This window comes from Roseisalinus antarcticus, assembly GCF_900172355.1.
Classification (GTDB): domain Bacteria; phylum Pseudomonadota; class Alphaproteobacteria; order Rhodobacterales; family Rhodobacteraceae; genus Oceanicola; species Oceanicola antarcticus_A.
This window is the reverse complement of the sequence record NZ_FWFZ01000014.1, coordinates 24,628-41,851: the sequence shown is the minus strand read 5'-3', so window position 1 is coordinate 41,851 and position 17,224 is coordinate 24,628. Positions and strand designations below refer to the sequence as shown.

Annotated in this window: 13 protein-coding genes and 1 tRNA gene; 6 read left to right on the top strand and 8 right to left on the bottom strand. The window is 66.4% G+C overall.

Annotation, left to right across the window (positions count from 1 at the left end; all coding sequences use genetic code 11):
- Positions 1-13: 13 nt before the first annotated feature.
- Positions 14-1,291: a phosphopyruvate hydratase gene (gene eno / locus ROA7023_RS13575; RefSeq protein WP_085879582.1), complete on the top strand. Its 1,278-nt coding sequence runs from the start codon at positions 14-16 to the stop codon at positions 1,289-1,291.
- Between the two features lie 5 nt (positions 1,292-1,296).
- The gene (locus ROA7023_RS13570; RefSeq protein WP_085879581.1) at positions 1,297-1,725 is read left to right on the top strand and encodes a cupin domain-containing protein; all 429 of its coding nucleotides are present in this window, start codon (positions 1,297-1,299) and stop codon (positions 1,723-1,725) included.
- A gap of 320 nt (positions 1,726-2,045) precedes the next feature.
- On the opposite strand, the gene ROA7023_RS13565 is transcribed toward ROA7023_RS13570, so the two are convergent.
- A complete protein-coding gene (locus ROA7023_RS13565; RefSeq protein ID WP_085879580.1) occupies positions 2,046-5,717 on the bottom strand; it encodes a vitamin B12-dependent ribonucleotide reductase in 3,672 nt (1,223 codons plus the stop codon).
- A 570-nt stretch (positions 5,718-6,287) separates the two neighbouring features.
- On the opposite strand from ROA7023_RS13565, the gene ROA7023_RS13560 reads away from it, so the two are divergent.
- A complete protein-coding gene (locus ROA7023_RS13560) occupies positions 6,288-6,788 on the top strand; it encodes a hypothetical protein (RefSeq protein WP_085879579.1) in 501 nt (166 codons plus the stop codon).
- A 110-nt stretch (positions 6,789-6,898) separates the two neighbouring features.
- Here ROA7023_RS13560 and ROA7023_RS13555 read toward each other — a convergent pair.
- From ROA7023_RS13555 to pdxH, 5 genes are all read right to left on the bottom strand, one after another.
- Positions 6,899-6,975: transfer RNA gene (locus tag ROA7023_RS13555), tRNA-Pro, on the bottom strand.
- Between the two features lie 62 nt (positions 6,976-7,037).
- A complete protein-coding gene (locus tag ROA7023_RS13550; RefSeq protein ID WP_085879578.1) occupies positions 7,038-9,428 on the bottom strand; it encodes a hypothetical protein in 2,391 nt (796 codons plus the stop codon).
- Positions 9,429-9,489: 61 nt separating this feature from the next.
- On the bottom strand, positions 9,490-9,993 hold the full coding sequence (locus ROA7023_RS13545; protein ID WP_143535559.1) for a DUF192 domain-containing protein: 504 nt from the start codon (positions 9,991-9,993) through the stop codon (positions 9,490-9,492).
- On the bottom strand, positions 9,960-10,496 hold the full coding sequence (locus tag ROA7023_RS13540) for a cold-shock protein (RefSeq protein WP_085879577.1): 537 nt from the start codon (positions 10,494-10,496) through the stop codon (positions 9,960-9,962). Before ROA7023_RS13540 ends, ROA7023_RS13545 begins: the two co-directional genes overlap by 34 nt.
- 97 nt (positions 10,497-10,593) lie before the next feature.
- The gene (gene pdxH / locus ROA7023_RS13535) at positions 10,594-11,199 is read right to left on the bottom strand and encodes a pyridoxamine 5'-phosphate oxidase (protein WP_085879576.1); all 606 of its coding nucleotides are present in this window, start codon (positions 11,197-11,199) and stop codon (positions 10,594-10,596) included.
- Positions 11,200-11,373: 174 nt separating this feature from the next.
- On the opposite strand from pdxH, the gene fabI reads away from it, so the two are divergent.
- Both fabI and gpt read left to right on the top strand, forming a co-directional pair.
- Positions 11,374-12,198, top strand: coding sequence for an enoyl-ACP reductase FabI (fabI, locus tag ROA7023_RS13530; RefSeq protein ID WP_085879575.1), 825 nt, complete (start codon positions 11,374-11,376; stop codon positions 12,196-12,198).
- 44 nt (positions 12,199-12,242) lie between these two features.
- Positions 12,243-12,743 carry a xanthine phosphoribosyltransferase gene (gene gpt / locus ROA7023_RS13525; RefSeq protein ID WP_085879574.1) on the top strand — a complete coding sequence of 167 codons (501 nt, stop codon included), beginning with the start codon at positions 12,243-12,245 and terminating at the stop codon, positions 12,741-12,743.
- A 93-nt stretch (positions 12,744-12,836) separates the two neighbouring features.
- Here gpt and ROA7023_RS13520 read toward each other — a convergent pair whose 3' ends face one another.
- Both ROA7023_RS13520 and ROA7023_RS13515 read right to left on the bottom strand, forming a co-directional pair.
- The gene (locus ROA7023_RS13520; protein ID WP_085879573.1) at positions 12,837-13,820 is read right to left on the bottom strand and encodes an aldo/keto reductase; all 984 of its coding nucleotides are present in this window, start codon (positions 13,818-13,820) and stop codon (positions 12,837-12,839) included.
- Positions 13,821-13,898: 78 nt separating this feature from the next.
- A complete protein-coding gene (locus tag ROA7023_RS13515; protein WP_085879572.1) occupies positions 13,899-14,162 on the bottom strand; it encodes an usg protein in 264 nt (87 codons plus the stop codon).
- Positions 14,163-14,357: 195 nt separating this feature from the next.
- On the opposite strand from ROA7023_RS13515, the gene gyrA reads away from it, so the two are divergent.
- Positions 14,358-17,123, top strand: a complete 2,766-nt coding sequence (gyrA, locus tag ROA7023_RS13510) for a DNA gyrase subunit A (protein WP_085879571.1) — start codon at positions 14,358-14,360, stop codon at positions 17,121-17,123.
- The last annotated feature ends 101 nt before the right edge of the window (positions 17,124-17,224 follow it).

The window sequence follows — 17,224 nt, the reverse complement described above, 5'->3', positions numbered from 1 at the left end:
GAGGAAAGACCCCATGAGCACGATCATCGACATTCACGCCCGCGAGATCCTCGACAGCCGGGGCAATCCGACCGTCGAAGTGGACGTCACCCTCGAGGACGGCTCGATGGGCCGGGCCGCGGTGCCGTCGGGCGCCTCGACCGGCGCCTATGAGGCGGTCGAGCGTCGCGACGGCGACAAGGCGCGCTACAGCGGCAAGGGCGTGCGCGAGGCGGTGGCCGCGGTCAACGGCGAGATCGCCGAGGCGATCCTGGGCTACGACGCGACCGAGCAGGTCGAGATCGACATGGCGATGATCGAGCTCGACGGCTCCGACAACAAGGGCCGGCTGGGCGCGAACGCGATCCTCGGCGTCAGCCTCGCGACGGCCAAGGCCGCGGCCGAATATTGCTCGCAGCCGCTCTATCGCTACGTCGGCGGCACCTCGGCCCGCGTCCTGCCGGTGCCGATGATGAACATCATCAACGGCGGCGAACATGCCGACAACCCGATCGACATCCAGGAATTCATGATCATGCCGGTGGCCGCGACCTCGATCGCCGAGGCGGTGCGCATGGGGTCCGAAGTCTTCCACACCCTGAAAAAGGCGCTGTCCGAGGCGGGCATGTCCACCGGGCTCGGCGACGAGGGCGGCTTTGCGCCCGAGTTGGAATCCACCCGCGAAGCGCTCGATTTCATCCTGAGATCCATCGAAACGGCGGGCTACACCCCGGGCAAGGACATCTACCTCGCCATGGATTGCGCCGCGACGGAATACTTCAAGGACGGCGTCTATCTCATGACGGGAGAAGGGAAAAAGCTGTCCTCCGACGAGAACGTGAAGTATCTCGAGGCGCTGGTGAACGACTATCCGATCATCTCGATCGAGGACGGCTGCTCCGAGGATGATTGGGACGGATGGGTCAACCTGACCGAGGTGCTGGGCAAGCGCATCCAGCTTGTCGGCGACGATCTCTTCGTCACCAACCCCAAGCGCCTGCAGATGGGCATCGACAAGGGCGCGGGCAACTCGATGCTGGTAAAAGTCAACCAGATCGGCAGCTTGACGGAAACTCTTCAAGCAGTCGAGATGGCGCATCGGGCGGGCATGACCAACGTGATGTCGCACCGCTCGGGCGAGACCGAGGATGCGACGATCGCCGACCTCGCGGTGGCCACCAACTGCGGGCAGATCAAGACCGGGTCTCTGGCGCGCTCCGACCGGCTGGCCAAGTACAACCAGCTGATCCGCATCGAAGAGGGCCTGGGCAGCTCGGCGGTCTACGCCGGCACCTCGGTCCTGCGGGGCTGAGCCCGGTGACCGCCGACGAGATCGTCGCGACGCTCGGCCTCTCTCCGCATCCGGAGGGGGGCCATTTCCGCCAGACCTGGGTGGCGGAGGCGGCCGAGGGCGCGCGCCCCGCGGGCACCTGCATCTATTTCCTGCTCAAGGCCGGCGAGGTCAGCCATTGGCACCGGGTCGATGCGGTGGAGATCTGGCACTACAACGCGGGCGCGCCGCTGGTTCTGTCCATCGCCGAGACCGGAGACGGCCCGGCAACGGACCAGACCCTCGGCCCGGATCTTGCGGCGGGCGAACGCCCCCAGGGCCTGGTGCCGGCCGGGTTCTGGCAGGCGGCCCGCTCCACCGGCGACTGGACGCTGGTCAGCTGCACGGTCTCGCCCGGGTTCCGGTTCGAAGGCTTCGAGCTGGCGGAACCGGGCTTCGACATCCCGCGGGGCTAGGTCCCGGGATCGCCGGCGCCGTCGCGGCCAGGCCCCGCAAAGGCGGAAGGGTCGCGCCACCTTCGGCGGCCCGAGGTCGTGCGTCGCATTCACATCCCCCTGCAAAGCCCTGAATTTCATAAAAAAAACGGGGGCCGAAGCCCCCGTTAGGTTTGCCGTTCAGGCTCGTTCTTTGTACCGCCCGGTTTCTGCCTGCGGCCTGAACGTCATGCCCCCCCTCGGGGGGCGGGACGGAAGCGGGGGACAGAATTTGCCTGACTGCCCGGCGCTCCCGTATCTTGTCTCGCGCAACCCAGATTATTCGCGAATAATCTGGCGCCTCAGCTGCACCCGGAGGTGCCGCCGCAGGTGTTGCACTTCATGCAGGTGCCATTCCGGACCAGCGTGTAATTGCCGCATTCGCCGCAGGGATCGCCCTCGTAACCCTGCATCTTGGCCTTGTCGCGGGCCGTGATTGCGATGGTCGACGTCGTGCCTTTCGTCGCGGTCGCAAGCCCGCCCGTCCCGGTCGACGCGTCGGAGACGATGGTCGCGAGGGTTGCGACCGGCTCTGCCCCATCCACGACGACCGACGGCGTGGCCCCGCCCTGAAGCACCATCAGCTCTTGCGGCACCCGCTTGCGGACGTAGCCGGACGACGCGACCTGGCGCAGGACATCCATCGGCGAGGCGCCGCGGCTGTCGGGGATCTCGCGGAAGTTCGGCGCCCCCTCTTCCTCGCCGCGGCCGATCTCGTCGAAGCCGACGCCCTCGGGCTTCACATGGGCAAGGTCGGTGCGGTCGAGGTAGCTGACCGCCAGTTCGCGGAAGATGTAGTCGAGGATCGAGGTCGCCGATTTGATCGAATCGTTGCCCTGCACCATCCCGGCCGGCTCGAACTTGGTGAAGGTGAAGGCGTCGACGAATTCCTCCAGCGGCACCCCGTATTGCAGGCCGACCGACACCGCGATGGCGAAGTTGTTCATCATCGCCCGAAAGCCCGCGCCCTCCTTGTGCATGTCGATGAAGATCTCGCCCAGCCGCCCGTCGTCGTATTCGCCGGTGCGCAGGTAAACCTTGTGGTTGCCCACGATGGCCTTCTGGGTATAGCCGCGCCGGCGGTGGGGCATCTTGTCCCGCGCCTGCGCCTTCTCGACCTCCTTGATGATGATCTTCTCGACGATCTTCTCGGCCAGCACGGTCGCCTTCTCGTGGGTGCTGCCGCTCTCCAGGGTCTCGCGGGCGTCCTCGTCATCGTCGATCAGCGCCGAGGCCAGCGGCTGCGACAGCTTGGAGCCGTCGCGGTAGAGCGCGTTGGCCTTGACCCCAAGGGACCAGGACAGCTCGTAGGCCTTCTGGCAATCCTCGATGCTGGCGTGGTTGGCCATGTTGATCGTCTTGGAGATCGCCCCCGAGATGAAGCTCTGCGCCGCCGCCATCATGCGGATGTGGCTTTCCACGCTGAGGTAGCGCTTGCCGGTCTTGCCGCAGGGGTTGGCGCAGTCGAACACGCCGTAGTGCTTTTCGGCCAGGTGCGGCGCGCCTTCCAGGGTCATCGTCCCGCAGACATGGTTGTTGGCGGCGTCGATGTCGGCCTTGCTGAAGCCCAGGTGCCGCAACAGGTCGAAGGTCGGGTCCGACAGTTTCTCGGCCGGGATCTTCAGCGTACGGGTGCAGAACTCCTCGCCCAGGGTCCACTGGTTGAAGACAAAGCGGATGTCGAAGGCCTGCGGAAGCGCCTCTTCGACCTTCGCGATCTCGGCATCGGTGAAGCCCTTCTGGCGCAGGGAGGCATGGCTGATCCCCGGCGCATGGCCGATGGTGCCGTGGCCCACCGCATAGCAGATGATTTCCTCGATCTGGGCCGGGCCATAGCCGAGCTTTTCAAGCGCCGCGGGCACCGACTGGTTGATGATCTTGAAATACCCGCCGCCGGCAAGCTTCTTGAACTTCACCAGGGCGAAGTCGGGCTCGATCCCGGTGGTGTCGCAATCCATCACCAGGCCGATGGTGCCGGTGGGCGCGATCACGGTGGCCTGCGCGTTGCGATAGCCGTTGGCCTCGCCCAGCGACAGGGCCTCGTCCCAGGCGGCCGTGGCCAGCGACACCAGCCGCGGATCGGGGCAGTTGGCGTGATCCAGCGGGACCGGCTTGACCGCGAGCGCCTCGTAGCCGTCCGCCTGGCCGTGCGCGGCGGTGCGATGGTTGCGGATGACGCGCAGCATGTGGTCGCGGTTCTTGGCAAAGCCCGGGAAGGCGCCAAGCTCGCCCGCCATCTCGGCCGAGGTGGCATAGGACACGCCGGTCATGAGCGCGGTGAGCGCCCCGGCCATGGCCCGGCCCTCCTTGCTGTCATAGCCCAGCCCCATGTTCATCAGCAGGCCGCCGATGTTGGCATAGCCCAGACCCAGCGTGCGGAAGTCATAGGACCGCTGGGCGATCTCCTTCGACGGGAACTGCGCCATCATCACCGAGATTTCGAGCGTGACGGTCCAGAGCCGCGAGGCATGCATGTAATCCTCGGACTGGAACGCGCCGTCCTTGTGGAAGGTCAGCAGGTTCATCGAGGCCAGGTTGCAGGCGGTGTCGTCCAGGAACATGTATTCCGAGCACGGGTTGGAGCCGCGGATCGCCCCGTCTTCGGGGCAGGTGTGCCAGGCGTTGACGGTGTCGTGAAACTGGATGCCCGGATCCGCGCAGGCCCAGGCGGCGTGGCCGACCTGCTCCCACAGGTCACGGGCCTTGACGGTCTTGGCGACCGACCCGTCGGTGCGCGAGATCAGGTCCCAGTCGGCATCCTCGCGGACCGCCTGCAGGAAGGCGTCGGTCACGCGGATCGAGTTGTTCGAATTCTGACCCGAGACCGAGTTGTAGGCCTCGCTGTCCCAATCCGTGTCATAGGTGGGGAAGTGGATGCTGGTATGGCCCTGCCGGGCATAATCCAGCACCCGCTTTACGTATGTCTCTGGAATGCAGACCTTCTTTGCGTCGCGGATCGCCTCTTTCAGAGCCCCGTTGGAGCCCGGGTCGTAGGCGTCGGCCTCTGCACCGTCCCAGGTCCGGATCGCCGCGAAGATGGCATTGAGCTTCTGCTCGTGCATTTTGCTGCCGGCGACGATGGACGCGACCTTCTGTTCCTCGAGGACCTTCCAGTTGATGAAGTCCTCGATATCCGGGTGATCGGCGTCCACGATCACCATCTTCGCTGCCCGACGGGTCGTGCCGCCAGACTTGATGGCGCCCGCCGCGCGGTCGCCAATCTTCAAAAAGCCCATCAGCCCCGACGACTTGCCGCCGCCCGAGAGCTTTTCGCCCTCGGCGCGCAGCGACGAGAAGTTCGTGCCGGTGCCCGAGCCGTACTTGAACAGCCGCGCCTCGCGGACCCACAGATCCATGATGCCGCCCTCGTTCACCAGGTCGTCCTGCACGCTCTGGATGAAGCAGGCATGGGGCTGCGGATGCTCGTAGGAGGTTTTCGACTTGGTCAGCTTGCCGGTCTTCCAGTCGACATAGAAATGCCCCTGGGCCGGGCCGTCGATGCCGTAGGCCCAGTGCAGGCCGGTGTTGAACCATTGCGGGCTGTTCGGCGCGGCCATCTGGGTGGCCAGCATGTAGCGCATCTCGTCGTAATAGGCCGAAGCGTCCTCTTCGGTCGTGAAATAGCCGCCCTTCCAGCCCCAATAGGCCCAGGCGCCGGCCAGCCGGTCGAACACCTGCCGGGCAGAAGTCTCACCCGACATGGTGGCCCCGGCGGCGGGCTTGCCGCGCCACAGGAACGCGGGCACGCCCTTTTCCTTCACGGGCTCGATCTCGGAAGGCACACCGGCCTTGCGGTAATACTTCTGCGCGATGACGTCAGAGGCGACCTGGCTCCACGATGCGGGCACTTCGCAGCCGTCCAGCTTGAAGACGGTGGACCCGTCGGGATTGCGGATCTCCGAAGAGGTGATCCGGAAATCAATACCGTCGTATGCGTCCTGCCCCGACTTCGTGAAACGGCGTTCGATCTTCATCGCGTGTAGGTCCTTTTCCCAAGGTGGCCCGGTTGTCCGGTGCCGATTTTCTGCCTGCTGCCGGCGTCGTTGCGCAGCACAATCGAACAGACACGTCCTCTATCGCCCGGAGCGTTCTCCCGGCATTGCGGCCCCTTTGCGGCGCCTCCCAGATCTCTGGATGTCTGTCTGTCCCTTGTGCCCGAGCCTACCAGATCTTGTGTGGCCGCTCTCAGCCAGCACAATCTGCGCCATCTAGCCCTAGTGGGTCAACGGCCATTTTAGACAAAATATGGGATATTTCGGATTGACGCGCCATTAACCATTTCGCGGCAACGGGGCGCTGCCGATTCATCCACAGAGCCTGGCGCCGGGGCACGGGGCGCCAGGCGCCACAGGTGTCGGCGCAAGGGGGCAGATTCCAAACGAGTCGTGGCGTCTTATCCGCTTTGGCTCATGTATCGCCTCAAGACCGGGCAGGCCGCCGACCGTGCCGACACAGGGGCGTGAGCCCGCCCGGAATGCCGCGCCGCGCCCCTTTCGGCAGCGTCACATCCGTGCAACTGTCGGGCGGAGCAACAGGAGAAAGACATGCGTCGCGCGGGGATTGCCGCTTTTTGCATCATGCTGTCGGGCTGTTCGGAGACACTCCCTGCAGGGGCCGCGGGCCCCGTGCCGGGCCCGGACCCGCGCCTTGCGCCGGCCGCCTCGCCCGAGGCCGGGCCTGAAAGTGCGCGAGCCTTCTTCGCCAGCTATCCCGAATTGCTGCTTGGCGCCGTGGCGCAATCCTGCGTCGACCCGGGCCAGGCGCTGGTGCGTCCGTCGGAGGATGAGGTCCGCTGCGAATCGCTGCCCCCGGTCGAGGCCGCCGCGGCGCTGATCCTCGAATTCGACGGCACCGTGGACAACCTGCCCCGCTTCGTCACCAGCATCGCCAGCCGATCGGCCGATGGCGGCTACGTGGTGACCGCGGACAATTACATCCGCGTCCCGCTTCAGGCCGGCGGCGCTAGGATCGTCCGCCTGCCCGACCCCGCGCTGAACCGGGTGATCCGGGACGTGCTGGAACGGGCGGGCGGCCGGCTGCTCTAGGAGCGCCGCTGGCAAGGGGGGCAGATTATTCGCGAATAATCTGGGCACCAGGCGGCACCGTCCGAAAAGATGCCGGCCGTGGATCCGGCCATCGGGTGGGGAAGTGGAAGTGGTCGGGGCGGCGAGATTCGAACTCACGACCCCCTGTACCCAAAACAGGTGCGCTACCAGACTGCGCCACGCCCCGACCGTGGCCCGTGCTTAATCCGCGTTGCGGCAATTGGAAAGGGCGTTTGCGGCGCCCGGCGCCTAGTCCCGGATGTAGTCGATCAGGAAATGGGTCGGGTTCTCGGGATTGGGGATGACCTCGATCCGGGCTCGATCCGGGGCGAGGCTGAGGATGCGCATGGTCTCGCGCTCGCCGTCGGCCCAGTTCACCGTGACCGTGGAATAGCTCTCGTCCACCCGCCAGCTGCCGCTGCGCAGCTTGGATTCGCCCCCCGTGTAGGTCAGCCGATAGCGAAAGCGGCCATGGAACGGCCCGTCATGGACAAGGTCCACGACCCGGTTGTTGCGCGCGACCGCTTGCGGATCGCCATGCTCGATCCAATGGGTGCGCACCGCCCGCCACCGCCCCGCATAGGACGGGTAATCGGCGGCCGCGGGCGCTTGCCCGGTCGTGGGCGCCGGCGCTGGCGCGGGGGCCGGGGCCACGGCGGCCCCGGGCGCGGCACCGCAGCTCTGCAGCCCGCTTTGCGCCAGGGCGGTGAGCCGCGGGAACGCCAGCTCCTCGGCCTGCGAAACGAGATCGCGCAGCGCGGGCAGATCGCAGGTCCGGGTGCCGTCGCGCGCTGCACGAAGCAGGCCACCGTTGCGGTTGATCCGCCAGAGCGCCGAGGTCAGCGTTCCGTAGGCCTCGCACTCCTGCAGGCCGGCCTCGTCCATCTCGGCGACGAGGTCGCGCACCAGGGTGCGGCCCTCCGCCAGATTGCCCTCCGCCTCGAGCGCAAGGCCCCGCGGCGCGGCCTCCGCCGCCGCTCCCAGCAGCTCGATGGCGCGGACCAGCTGATCGTGGGCGCGTTGCTGCGGCACGGTCATGCGGTCCTGGGCCCGGAACCCGTCGATCATCCCCTGCATCCGCGCGGGGTCGCAGCTGCCGCGGGCGGCTGCCGCATCGGCGAGATCGTCAGCCAACCGATCGACCCGGCTCAACCCCCGTTCGGCGCGCACGTAAAGCCGGTCGCAGGTCGGGTGATCCGGCAGGCTCGAGGCGACGGCGCGGGCCTGCAGCAGGCTCTCGCGCGCACCCGCGATGTCGCCGGCCCGGTAGGGCTGCATCGCGCCGGCGAGACCCGCGAGCGCCGCCTCGATCCGATAGGTCAGATCGTCGATGGCCCGGATGTCCGCCCCCGGAACCCGGGCCGCGGCCAGCGCGTCAAGGTCGCAGGTCTGGGGCGTGGACGGCGGGTCGACCACGGCCGGCCCCGGATCCGGGTCCCCGGAGTCCGTCGAACCCGAGGAGCCCGTGGACCCGGCGGGCGTGCCCGTTGCAGGCGGATCGGCGGGCTGGTCGGTCAGGGCGATGCCTTGGTCAGGGGCGGCCCCGGTGTCCTGGCCGATCGCGCCGCCCGTCCGGCGCACCGCCTCCTCGGGCCCGAGCACCTCGGCGATGGCCTCGGCATAGGCCCTGTCCACATCCTGCAATACGGCGGTCATGCGGGCGTCGAACGCAGGCGCGCTCGCCTGCATGTCCGCGACCAGCTGCGCGGGCACCGCGCGGCGGGCCCGCGCCTGTTCGGCGGCGTAGCGCCGCTCGATCCAGTCTGAGAACATCGGCCGGCCCATGGGGTCGCGCTTGACCTCGCCCGAGGCTTCGGCCACGCGCAGAAGCTCGGTGAACTCGTCATGGGTCAGGCCCAGCGTGCCGATGGCGCCGGTCGCGGTGACATACTCGCGCATGAAGGCCGTCCACTTGCCGAGGATCGAGCTTTCGCGAACCCAGGGACAATCGCTCTGCCGCAGGCCGATCCAGTCGAAGGTGCCGTTTTCCTGCGCGACATAGGCGCAGTCGATCACCGCCGCGCGCCAGCTGACATCCTGCCGGCGGACAAGCTCCTGCCAATCCCAGGCCAGCTGAAGATAGAGGTCTACCGGGTCGATCCCCCTGCCCCGGAACGTCCGGTTCGGATCGACGATGCCGTTGATCATCTCGCGCCAGAACACCTCGCCCTCGGACAGCAGCGCCTCATAGCGGGCCCGCGCATGGTCCCGGACCATCGCGCCGGCGCGGTCATACCATTCCGATGGCGGCGCCAGCAGCATCTCGGTGATCTGCCGGGCAACGGCGGGGTTGGCCTGCGCCTGGCGCAGAAGCGTGCCGGCATGGCTGTTCGCCGGCAGCCGCGCCTCGACGATGGCGGGGACGTCGAAGTAATGGATGAACCCCGCGAGCACGGTGCTGACCACCTGGTCCGATTGATTCTGCACCAGCAGGTCGAAGACCTCGATCATCTGCCCGGCCATCGCCTGGTCCGCCGGGTCGGAAAAGAGCGTCGGAAGCCGGGCGCGGACCTCCGCCTCGACCAGCGCCTGTTCGCCCTGATCGAGGGTCTCGTAGAGCGCACGGACCGGCAGCTCGTAGGCGTGGAGCGGCCCCGAGCACCCCAGAAAGAGGCTGATGATAAGGAGATAACGTCGCATGAAAGGCCCCCGTCGCTACGGGGACCAACGATAGCCGCTCAGACGATTCGCCGCAAAAGGATCAGCCGCAGGGGGCCGCGGGGTCGGGGCCGATGGCGGGATGCTGCAGGATGTCGCCCGGCGCGATGCCGAGCTGGCCGGCGAGCCCGCCGTTGATCTCGAGCACGTACTGGACGTCGGGGCCGCCGTCGATGCCGGTCCGGTCGAGGGGAATCGCGTTGTCGTGGACCCGGGTCACGGTGCCGTCGGGGCCGGCGAAGATCATGTCGAGGGGAAACAGCGTGTTCTCCATCCAGAAGCTCGCGCGTTGCGGACGCTCGTAGACGAAGAGCATGCCGGACATGGTCGGCATCCGCTCCACGTACATCAGGCCCTGGGCCCGTTCGCCGGGCTCGTCCGCCACGGCGACCCCGAACCGGGCCTGGCCCCAATCGCCGATGACGGTGACGCGGTCCTCGGCGCACAATCCCTGCGCCGCGACCGCGCCGGCCAGACCGGCCCAGAGCGCGAGGGCCAGCAGGGTCCGTGGGATCAGTCTTCGTTCCGCGCGAGCGCCGTTTCCCAAGAGAGGATCTCCATCGCCATGCGTCCGCGCTTGCCTTGAACCGCGCGCAGGCCGACGGCCTCGCCCGGTTGCAGGTCGGCAAAGCCGGACCGTCGCAGCACTTCTATATGAACGAATATGTCTTCTTCCAGCCCGAAAACATTCGCAAAGCCAAATCCCTTGGCCTTGTCGAACCATTTCACGCGCGCCGGTTCCAGCGGCGCCGCCGCCAGTTCCTCCGGGTCGAATTCTGCCAGGTCCGACAGCCCGCTTTGAATGGGGACGGCCGGTGCCGTGATGTCCAGAACGCAGAGGGCCTGGCGACCACGCGGGGTTTCCTGAACCTCCACCGTGATCTCTGACCCGTCCGCGACGGAATTCTGACCGAAGTTTCTAAGAACGTTTGCGTAAAGAAGGATATCCGCGCCACCGGTCTCGGCAACCACAAACCCGAACCCCTTGCCCGGATCGAACCACTTGACACGACCGTGAAGGGTTTCGCCGTTCTCGATGTCGTCGTTCATTGTATACGCCTTTGAATGGGCCCGACTGGACCCTGTCATCTCCCGGAACACATGCGACGAAACATACAGCACGTTTGACCACACAACGCGCGAAAAATTACGGGTTCAGCCTTTCAACTGACCAATCCGTTTTCGATCCGATACGCCGCCAACGAAACCGATCATGCAAGCGAAACGCGCCGTCTGCCCAAAATTCCATTTCGACCGGCGAGATCCGGAAGCCACCCCAGAAGGGAGGGCGGCTTGGCTGCATACCGTGGCGCGCAGAGTTCATCGCAACTTGTGCCATGAGAGCTGAACGGGATGCAAGCGGTTGAGATTGGCGTGATGCCCAGGCACCGATGCGGCTCTGGAGGGAGCGCGATCTGTAGTACGAGTCGGCAACCTGGCCATCCTCCTTTTCAACGAATCCCCGCACGCGAACCTGCCTGCGAAGGGATTTCCAGTGAAGCACCAGGGCTGCTGCACCGCTTTGCTGCAGCTCGACGCCCTTGGCACTCTCGTAATTGGTATAGAACACGAACGCTGCAGGTTCGATATCCTTTAATAGCACAATTCGGACATTCGGCATACCATCGGTATCCGAAGTTGCAAGAGCCATTGCGTTCGGATCGTTGACTTCGGTGGCCTCGGCCTCGGCCAGCCAGCGGCGCGCGATCTCGAAAGGATCGTCGCCCGCAAAAATTCCGGTTCTGTCGGACATCGTGATCGGCTCGTTCCCCTGGTGGATTTCAACCCGGATGCCGTAGGGTCCCGGGGCGCCCGCTGCAAGCCATACCTAAGTACAGCCCGCCTTGAAGCCGTAGGGTCAATGGCCTAAACGGACGGGACAAAGACCCGCGCGCTGCACGGGACAAGCAAGGACGGGGTGGATTCCATGGGCACGGAATTGATGCGGGGCAAGCGTGGCCTGATCATGGGTCTGGCGAACGACAAGTCGATCGCCTGGGGAATCGCCAAGGCCTGCGCCGGGGCCGGGGCCGACCTTGCCTTTTCCTACCAGGGCGACGCGCTGAAAAAGCGCGTCGATCCGCTGGCCGCCCAGCTCGGCTCGGACATGGTGCTGCCCTGCGACGTGGGCGACGAGAGCTCGATCGACGCGCTGTTCGACGGGCTGAAGGCGCGTTGGGACCGGCTCGATTTCGTGGTCCACGCCATCGGCTTTTCCGACAAGTCAGAGCTGCGCGGCCGCTATGTCGACACCAGCCGCGCCAACTTCGCCATGTCCATGGACATCTCGGTCTACAGCTTCACCGCGGTGATGCAGCGCGCCGAGAAGATGATGACCGAGGGCGGGGCGGCCCTGACGCTGACCTATTACGGCGCGGAGCAGGTGATGCCGCACTACAACGTGATGGGCGTGGCCAAGGCGGCGCTGGAGGCCTCAGTGCGCTACATGGCCGAGGATCTGGGCAAGGACGGGATCCGCGTCAACGCGATCTCGGCCGGGCCGATCAAGACGTTGGCCGCGTCGGGAATCGGCGACTTCCGCTACATCCTCAAGTGGAACGAGTTGAACTCGCCCCTGCGGCGCAACGTGACGATCGACGATGTCGGCGGCTCGGCCCTTTACCTTCTGTCCGATCTCGGCTCGGCGGTGACCGGCGAGGTGCATCATGTGGACGCCGGATATCACGTGGTCGGGATGAAGGCGGTGGATGCGCCCGACATCGACGTGGTCACCAAACGCAAGGACGCCTGAGCGACCCGCCCCCTTCGGAGCCGGCAGGGATAAGGATTTCAGCCATGCAAGATCGTCTTCCCCACGAAAAGGGGTTCCATGTGAGTTGGGACCAGATCCACCGCGATTCCCGGGCGCTGGCCTGGCGGCTGGACGGGCATGGCCCCGATCATGGCGCCTGGAAGGCGGTCGTCGCGATCACCCGTGGCGGCATGGCCCCGGCGATGATCGTGGCACGCGAGCTCGACATCCGCGTGGTCGATACGATCAGCGTCAAGAGCTACGACCACCAGAGCCAGTCCGAGCCGAGAGTCATCAAGTTTCCCGACATGGACGTGGTGGGCGACGGGACCGGCGTGCTGATCGTCGACGACCTGGTGGACACCGGCAAGACCCTCGAAGTGGTGCGCAGCCACATGCCCAAGGCGCATGTGGCCACGGTCTATGCCAAGCCCATGGGGCGCGGCCAGGTGGACAGCTTCATCACCGAGGTGAGCCAGGACACCTGGATCTTCTTCCCCTGGGACATGGCACTGCAATACGTCCAGCCCTATCGCGGGGCCTGACCCGGAGCCCTGCCGCGGCGCGGGCGGAGGGGGGCGCTGCCCCCCGGCCTGCGGCCTCCCCCCGGGATACGGGAAGGCAATGAAGGTGCGGACCTACCAGAGCTGGTGAACGTGCGGGGCGATGCGCGTCTCGTAGAGGGCGCGGATCTTTTCCATGACATCCGGAGTCAGCGGCGGTGTCTCGCTGGCGGCGGCGTTCGCACGGGCCTGATCGGCGGATTTCGCGCCCGGGATCGCGACGGTCACGGCCTCTGTCATCAGGATCCAGCGCAGGGCCGAGATCGCCATGGGCTGATTGTCCGGCAGGATACCGCGCAGCTCTTCGACCGCCTCGAGCGCAACGTCATAGGGGACGCCGGCGAAGGTCTCGCCCCTGTCGAAGGCGGCGCCGTCGCGGTTGAAGGCGCGGTGGTCGTCCTCGGCGAAGGTCGTGCCGGCGGTCATCTTGCCGGTCAGCAGGCCGCTGGCGAGCGGCACCCGCACAATGACCGCGACGCCCGCCGCCCGGGCCTGCGGCAGGAAGAGCTCGGCCGGGCGCTGGCGGAACATGTTGTAGATGATCTGGACCGAGGCGACCCCGGGATAGGCGAGCGCCTTGAGCCCCTCCTCGACCTTTTCAACCGAGACGCCGTAGTGGCGGATCTTGCCCCGGCGCACCAGGTCGTCGAGGGCGCCGAAGACCTCGGGCCGGTAATAAACCTCGGTGGGCGGGCAGTGCAGCTGCACCAGGTCCAGCGCGTCGACGCCGAGATTGGCGAGGCTGCGGTCGATGAACCCTTCCATGGCGGCGGCGGTGTAGCCGTCGGCCACGTGGGGATCGAGGCGGCGGCCGAGCTTTGTGGCGACGACCGGCGTTTCGGCGCGGTCGCGCAGCACTGCGCCGATGATCTTTTCGGAGCGGCCGTCGCCGTAGACGTCGGCGGTGTCGATGAAGCTGACGCCAGCGTCGAGCGCGGCGTGCAGGGCCGCGCGGGCGTCCTCCTCGGAGACCTCGCCCCAGGTGCCGCCGATCGCCCATGCGCCGAAGCCGATTTCGGACACGTCGCGGCCCAGTCGAGGAAATTCTCTGGTTATCATGGTCTTGCCCTTCGTGATGTCGGTGGGCGCCCGCGAAAAGCGCCCTCGACCGTCACATAGGACATTGCGGGCCGGATGTCAGTGGTAGGTGAATTCGCCCACCACGTTGCGCCATTCCCCCGGCGCGATCAGCTTGCGGTGCGTATACTGGACGGAATGCAGCGGACCGTCGATCCGGGCGTGCCAGAAGTCGATGAACTTCAGCAGCCGGTCGTGGTCGGGGGCAAGGTCGTAATCCTGCCAGATGAAGGTGTTGAGAACATGGGGATGATCGGGCATCCGGTAGAACATCTGCGCCGTGGTCAGGCCATAGCCCTTGAGCATCAACTCTGTTTCGGTCATCTGCCGCCTCTGACTGGTTGCGTTTCTTGACCCATCCCACCACAGAGACGCTAAAAGTCAATAAAGACAAAGTACTAGCAGCCATCTCCGGTGGCTGCTGACAAGCGACGGACGGGCAGCCATTGCACCCCATCCCTTGACGGTGATATACCCAGACAAACAACATATAGCAGCGACGCAGGGGCGGGCCCAGACGTGAGCGACGACGATCAAATCCCTGAAAACGGTGAAGAAACGGGCGGTCCACCGCCCCGTCCGGCGGGGCCGAGCATTTCTATCGAAGACGAGATGCGCACGTCCTACCTCGACTATGCCATGTCGGTCATCGTCAGCCGCGCGATTCCGGACCTGCGCGACGGGCTGAAGCCGGTGCACCGGCGGATCCTGTTCGCGATGAGCGAGACCGGCAACACCCACGACAAGCCCTATCGCAAATCGGCGCGTCCGGTGGGCGACGTCATGGGCCAGTATCACCCGCACGGCGACAGCGCGATCTATGACGCGCTGGTGCGGATGGCACAGGATTTCTCGATGTCCCTGCCGCTGCTCGACGGCCAGGGCAACTTCGGCTCCATGGATGGCGACAGCCCGGCGGCCATGCGCTATACCGAGGTCCGCATGGACCGGCCCGCGGCCTATATCCTGGCCGACATCGACAAGGGCACGGTCGATTTCCAGGACAATTACGACGGCAAGCAGAAGGAACCCTCGGTTCTGCCGGCGCGCTTTCCGAACCTGCTGGTGAACGGGGCGGAGGGCATCGCCGTCGGCATGGCCACGCGGATCCCGCCCCACAACCTTGGCGAGGTGGCCGATGCGACCCTCGCGCTGATCGAGAACCCGGATCTGACCTCGGAGGACCTGATCGACTATATCCCTGCCCCGGATTTCCCGACGGGCGGGATCATCCTGGGCCGGTCGGGGGCGCGCAAGGCCTACCTCGAGGGGCGCGGCTCGGTCATCATCCGGGCGAAGACCCGGGTCGAGGAGATCCGCAAGGACCGCTATGCCATCGTGCTGGACGAGATCCCCTACCAGGTGAACAAGGCCTCGATGATCGAGAAGATCGCCGAAACCGCCCGCGACAAGAGGATCGAGGGCATCGCCCACGTGCAGGACGAAAGCGACCGCAACGGCGTGCGCGTGGTGGTCGAGCTCAAGCGTGACGCCACCGCCGAAGTCGTTCTGAACCAGCTCTTCCGCTTCACGCCGATGCAGGTGCATTTCGGCTGCAACATGCTGGCGCTGAACGGCGGCCGGCCGGAGACGCTGAACCTGCGCGGGTTTCTGTCCGCCTTCATCGACTTCCGCGAGGATGTCGTCGCCCGCCGCACCGCGTTCGAGCTGAACAAGGCCCGCGACCGCAGCCACATCCTCTGCGGCCTGGCCGTGGCCGTCACCAACGTCGACGAGGTCGTCGCCACGATCCGGTCGTCCGCCGATGCCGCCGAGGCCCGCGAAAAGTTGATGGAGCGGCGCTGGCCCGCCCATGACATCGCCGATTACATCCGGCTGATCGACGACCCGACCCATACGATGAACGAGGACGGGACCTACAACCTGTCCGACCGCCAGGTCCGCGCGATCCTCGATCTGCGGCTGCAGCGACTGACCCAGCTGGGCGTCAAGGAAGTCACCGACGAGTTGGAGGAACTGGCCGCCAGGATCAAGGAATACCTCGACATCCTGGGCTCGCGCGAGCGTATCCTCGAGATCGTCTCGACCGAGCTGCGCGAGGTCCGGGAGCTCTTTGCCGTACCGCGCCGCACCGAGATCGTGGACTGGTCCGGCGACATGGAGGACGAGGACCTCATCGAGCGCGAGGACATGGTCGTGACCGTCACCCAGGGCGGCTATATCAAGCGCACGGCGCTGGCCGATTTCCGGGCGCAGCGGCGCGGCGGCAAGGGGCTTTCGGGCGGGGACCTCAAGGAAGAGGACGTGGTGACCACGCTGTTCGTCGCCAACACCCACACGCCGCTGTTGTTCTTCACCACCGACGGGATGGTCTACAAGCTCAAGACCTGGCGGCTGCCGCTGGGCGGGCGCACCTCGCGCGGCAAGGCGATCGTCAACATCCTGCCTATTCCGCAAGGCGTCTCGATCGCCGCGATCATGCCGGTGGACCGCGACGAGGACGAGTGGAACGACCTCAACATCGTGTTTGCCACCAGCGCGGGCGATGTCCGCCGCAACCGGCTGTCGGACTTCACCAATGTCATGCGCAACGGCAAGATCGCAATGAAGCTGCCCGAGGACGGCGCGGTCAAGCTGATCGGGGCACGGATCTGCTCCGAGGATGACGACATGATGCTGGTCACCGCCGGCGGCCGGGCGATCCGGTTCCACATCGGCGGCACCGACAGCCAGGGCAGCCCGATCATGCGGGTGTTCAACAGCCGCAACTCGACCGGGGTGCGCGGCATCCGGCTGCAGCCGGGGGACCGCGTCGTCTCGATGGCGGTGATCCGGCATTTCGAGGCCACGCCCGAGGAACGGGCCGCCTACCTCAAGATGCGGCGCGCCCAGATGGGCGCCCCGGACGACGGCGATGCCGACGAGGAGGAAACCGCGCTTGCCGGCGACCTGCCGCTGGAACGCTTCGCCAAGATGTCGGCCTCCGAGAACCTGATCCTGACGATCACCGCCAAGGGTCAGGGCAAGCTCAGCTCTTCGCATGACTACCCGCTGCGCGGCCGTGGCGGCCAGGGGGTCTCGGCCATGGACCGCGCGATGCGCGGCGGGGCCGTGGTCTCGACCTTCCCGGTCGAGATCGACGATCAGATCATGCTGGTCACCAACATGGGCCAGTCGATCCGGGTCCCGGTGGACGGGATCTCGTTCCGGTCCCGGTCTGCGGGCGGCGTGAAGGTCTTCAACACCGGCAAGAACGAGGAAGTCGTCAGCGTGGCCTGGATCGCCGACCAGGGCGAAGACGAGGCGCCCGGGACCGAAACCTAGACCTGGACCTGGACCGGACCGCCGGCCCGGGCCATCTGGGCGGCGGGCCGGGCCACCGGGGCGACTTCCCCGCGGCCCGGGCCCGGTCGCCGCCACATTGC

Coding starts and splice junctions, on each gene's coding strand:
- ROA7023_RS13565 (WP_085879580.1), bottom strand. CDS start 5,717: ATGAAGATCGAACGCCGTTTCACGAAGTCGGGGCAGGACGCATACGAC.
- gpt (WP_085879574.1), top strand. CDS start 12,243: ATGCAAGATCGTCTTCCCCACGAAAAGGGGTTCCATGTGAGTTGGGAC.
- ROA7023_RS13520 (WP_085879573.1), bottom strand. CDS start 13,820: ATGATAACCAGAGAATTTCCTCGACTGGGCCGCGACGTGTCCGAAATC.
- ROA7023_RS13550 (WP_085879578.1), bottom strand. CDS start 9,428: ATGCGACGTTATCTCCTTATCATCAGCCTCTTTCTGGGGTGCTCGGGG.
- ROA7023_RS13560 (WP_085879579.1), top strand. CDS start 6,288: ATGCGTCGCGCGGGGATTGCCGCTTTTTGCATCATGCTGTCGGGCTGT.
- pdxH (WP_085879576.1), bottom strand. CDS start 11,199: ATGTCCGACAGAACCGGAATTTTTGCGGGCGACGATCCTTTCGAGATC.
- eno (WP_085879582.1), top strand. CDS start 14: ATGAGCACGATCATCGACATTCACGCCCGCGAGATCCTCGACAGCCGG.
- ROA7023_RS13540 (WP_085879577.1), bottom strand. CDS start 10,496: ATGAACGACGACATCGAGAACGGCGAAACCCTTCACGGTCGTGTCAAG.
- ROA7023_RS13515 (WP_085879572.1), bottom strand. CDS start 14,162: ATGACCGAAACAGAGTTGATGCTCAAGGGCTATGGCCTGACCACGGCG.
- fabI (WP_085879575.1), top strand. CDS start 11,374: ATGGGCACGGAATTGATGCGGGGCAAGCGTGGCCTGATCATGGGTCTG.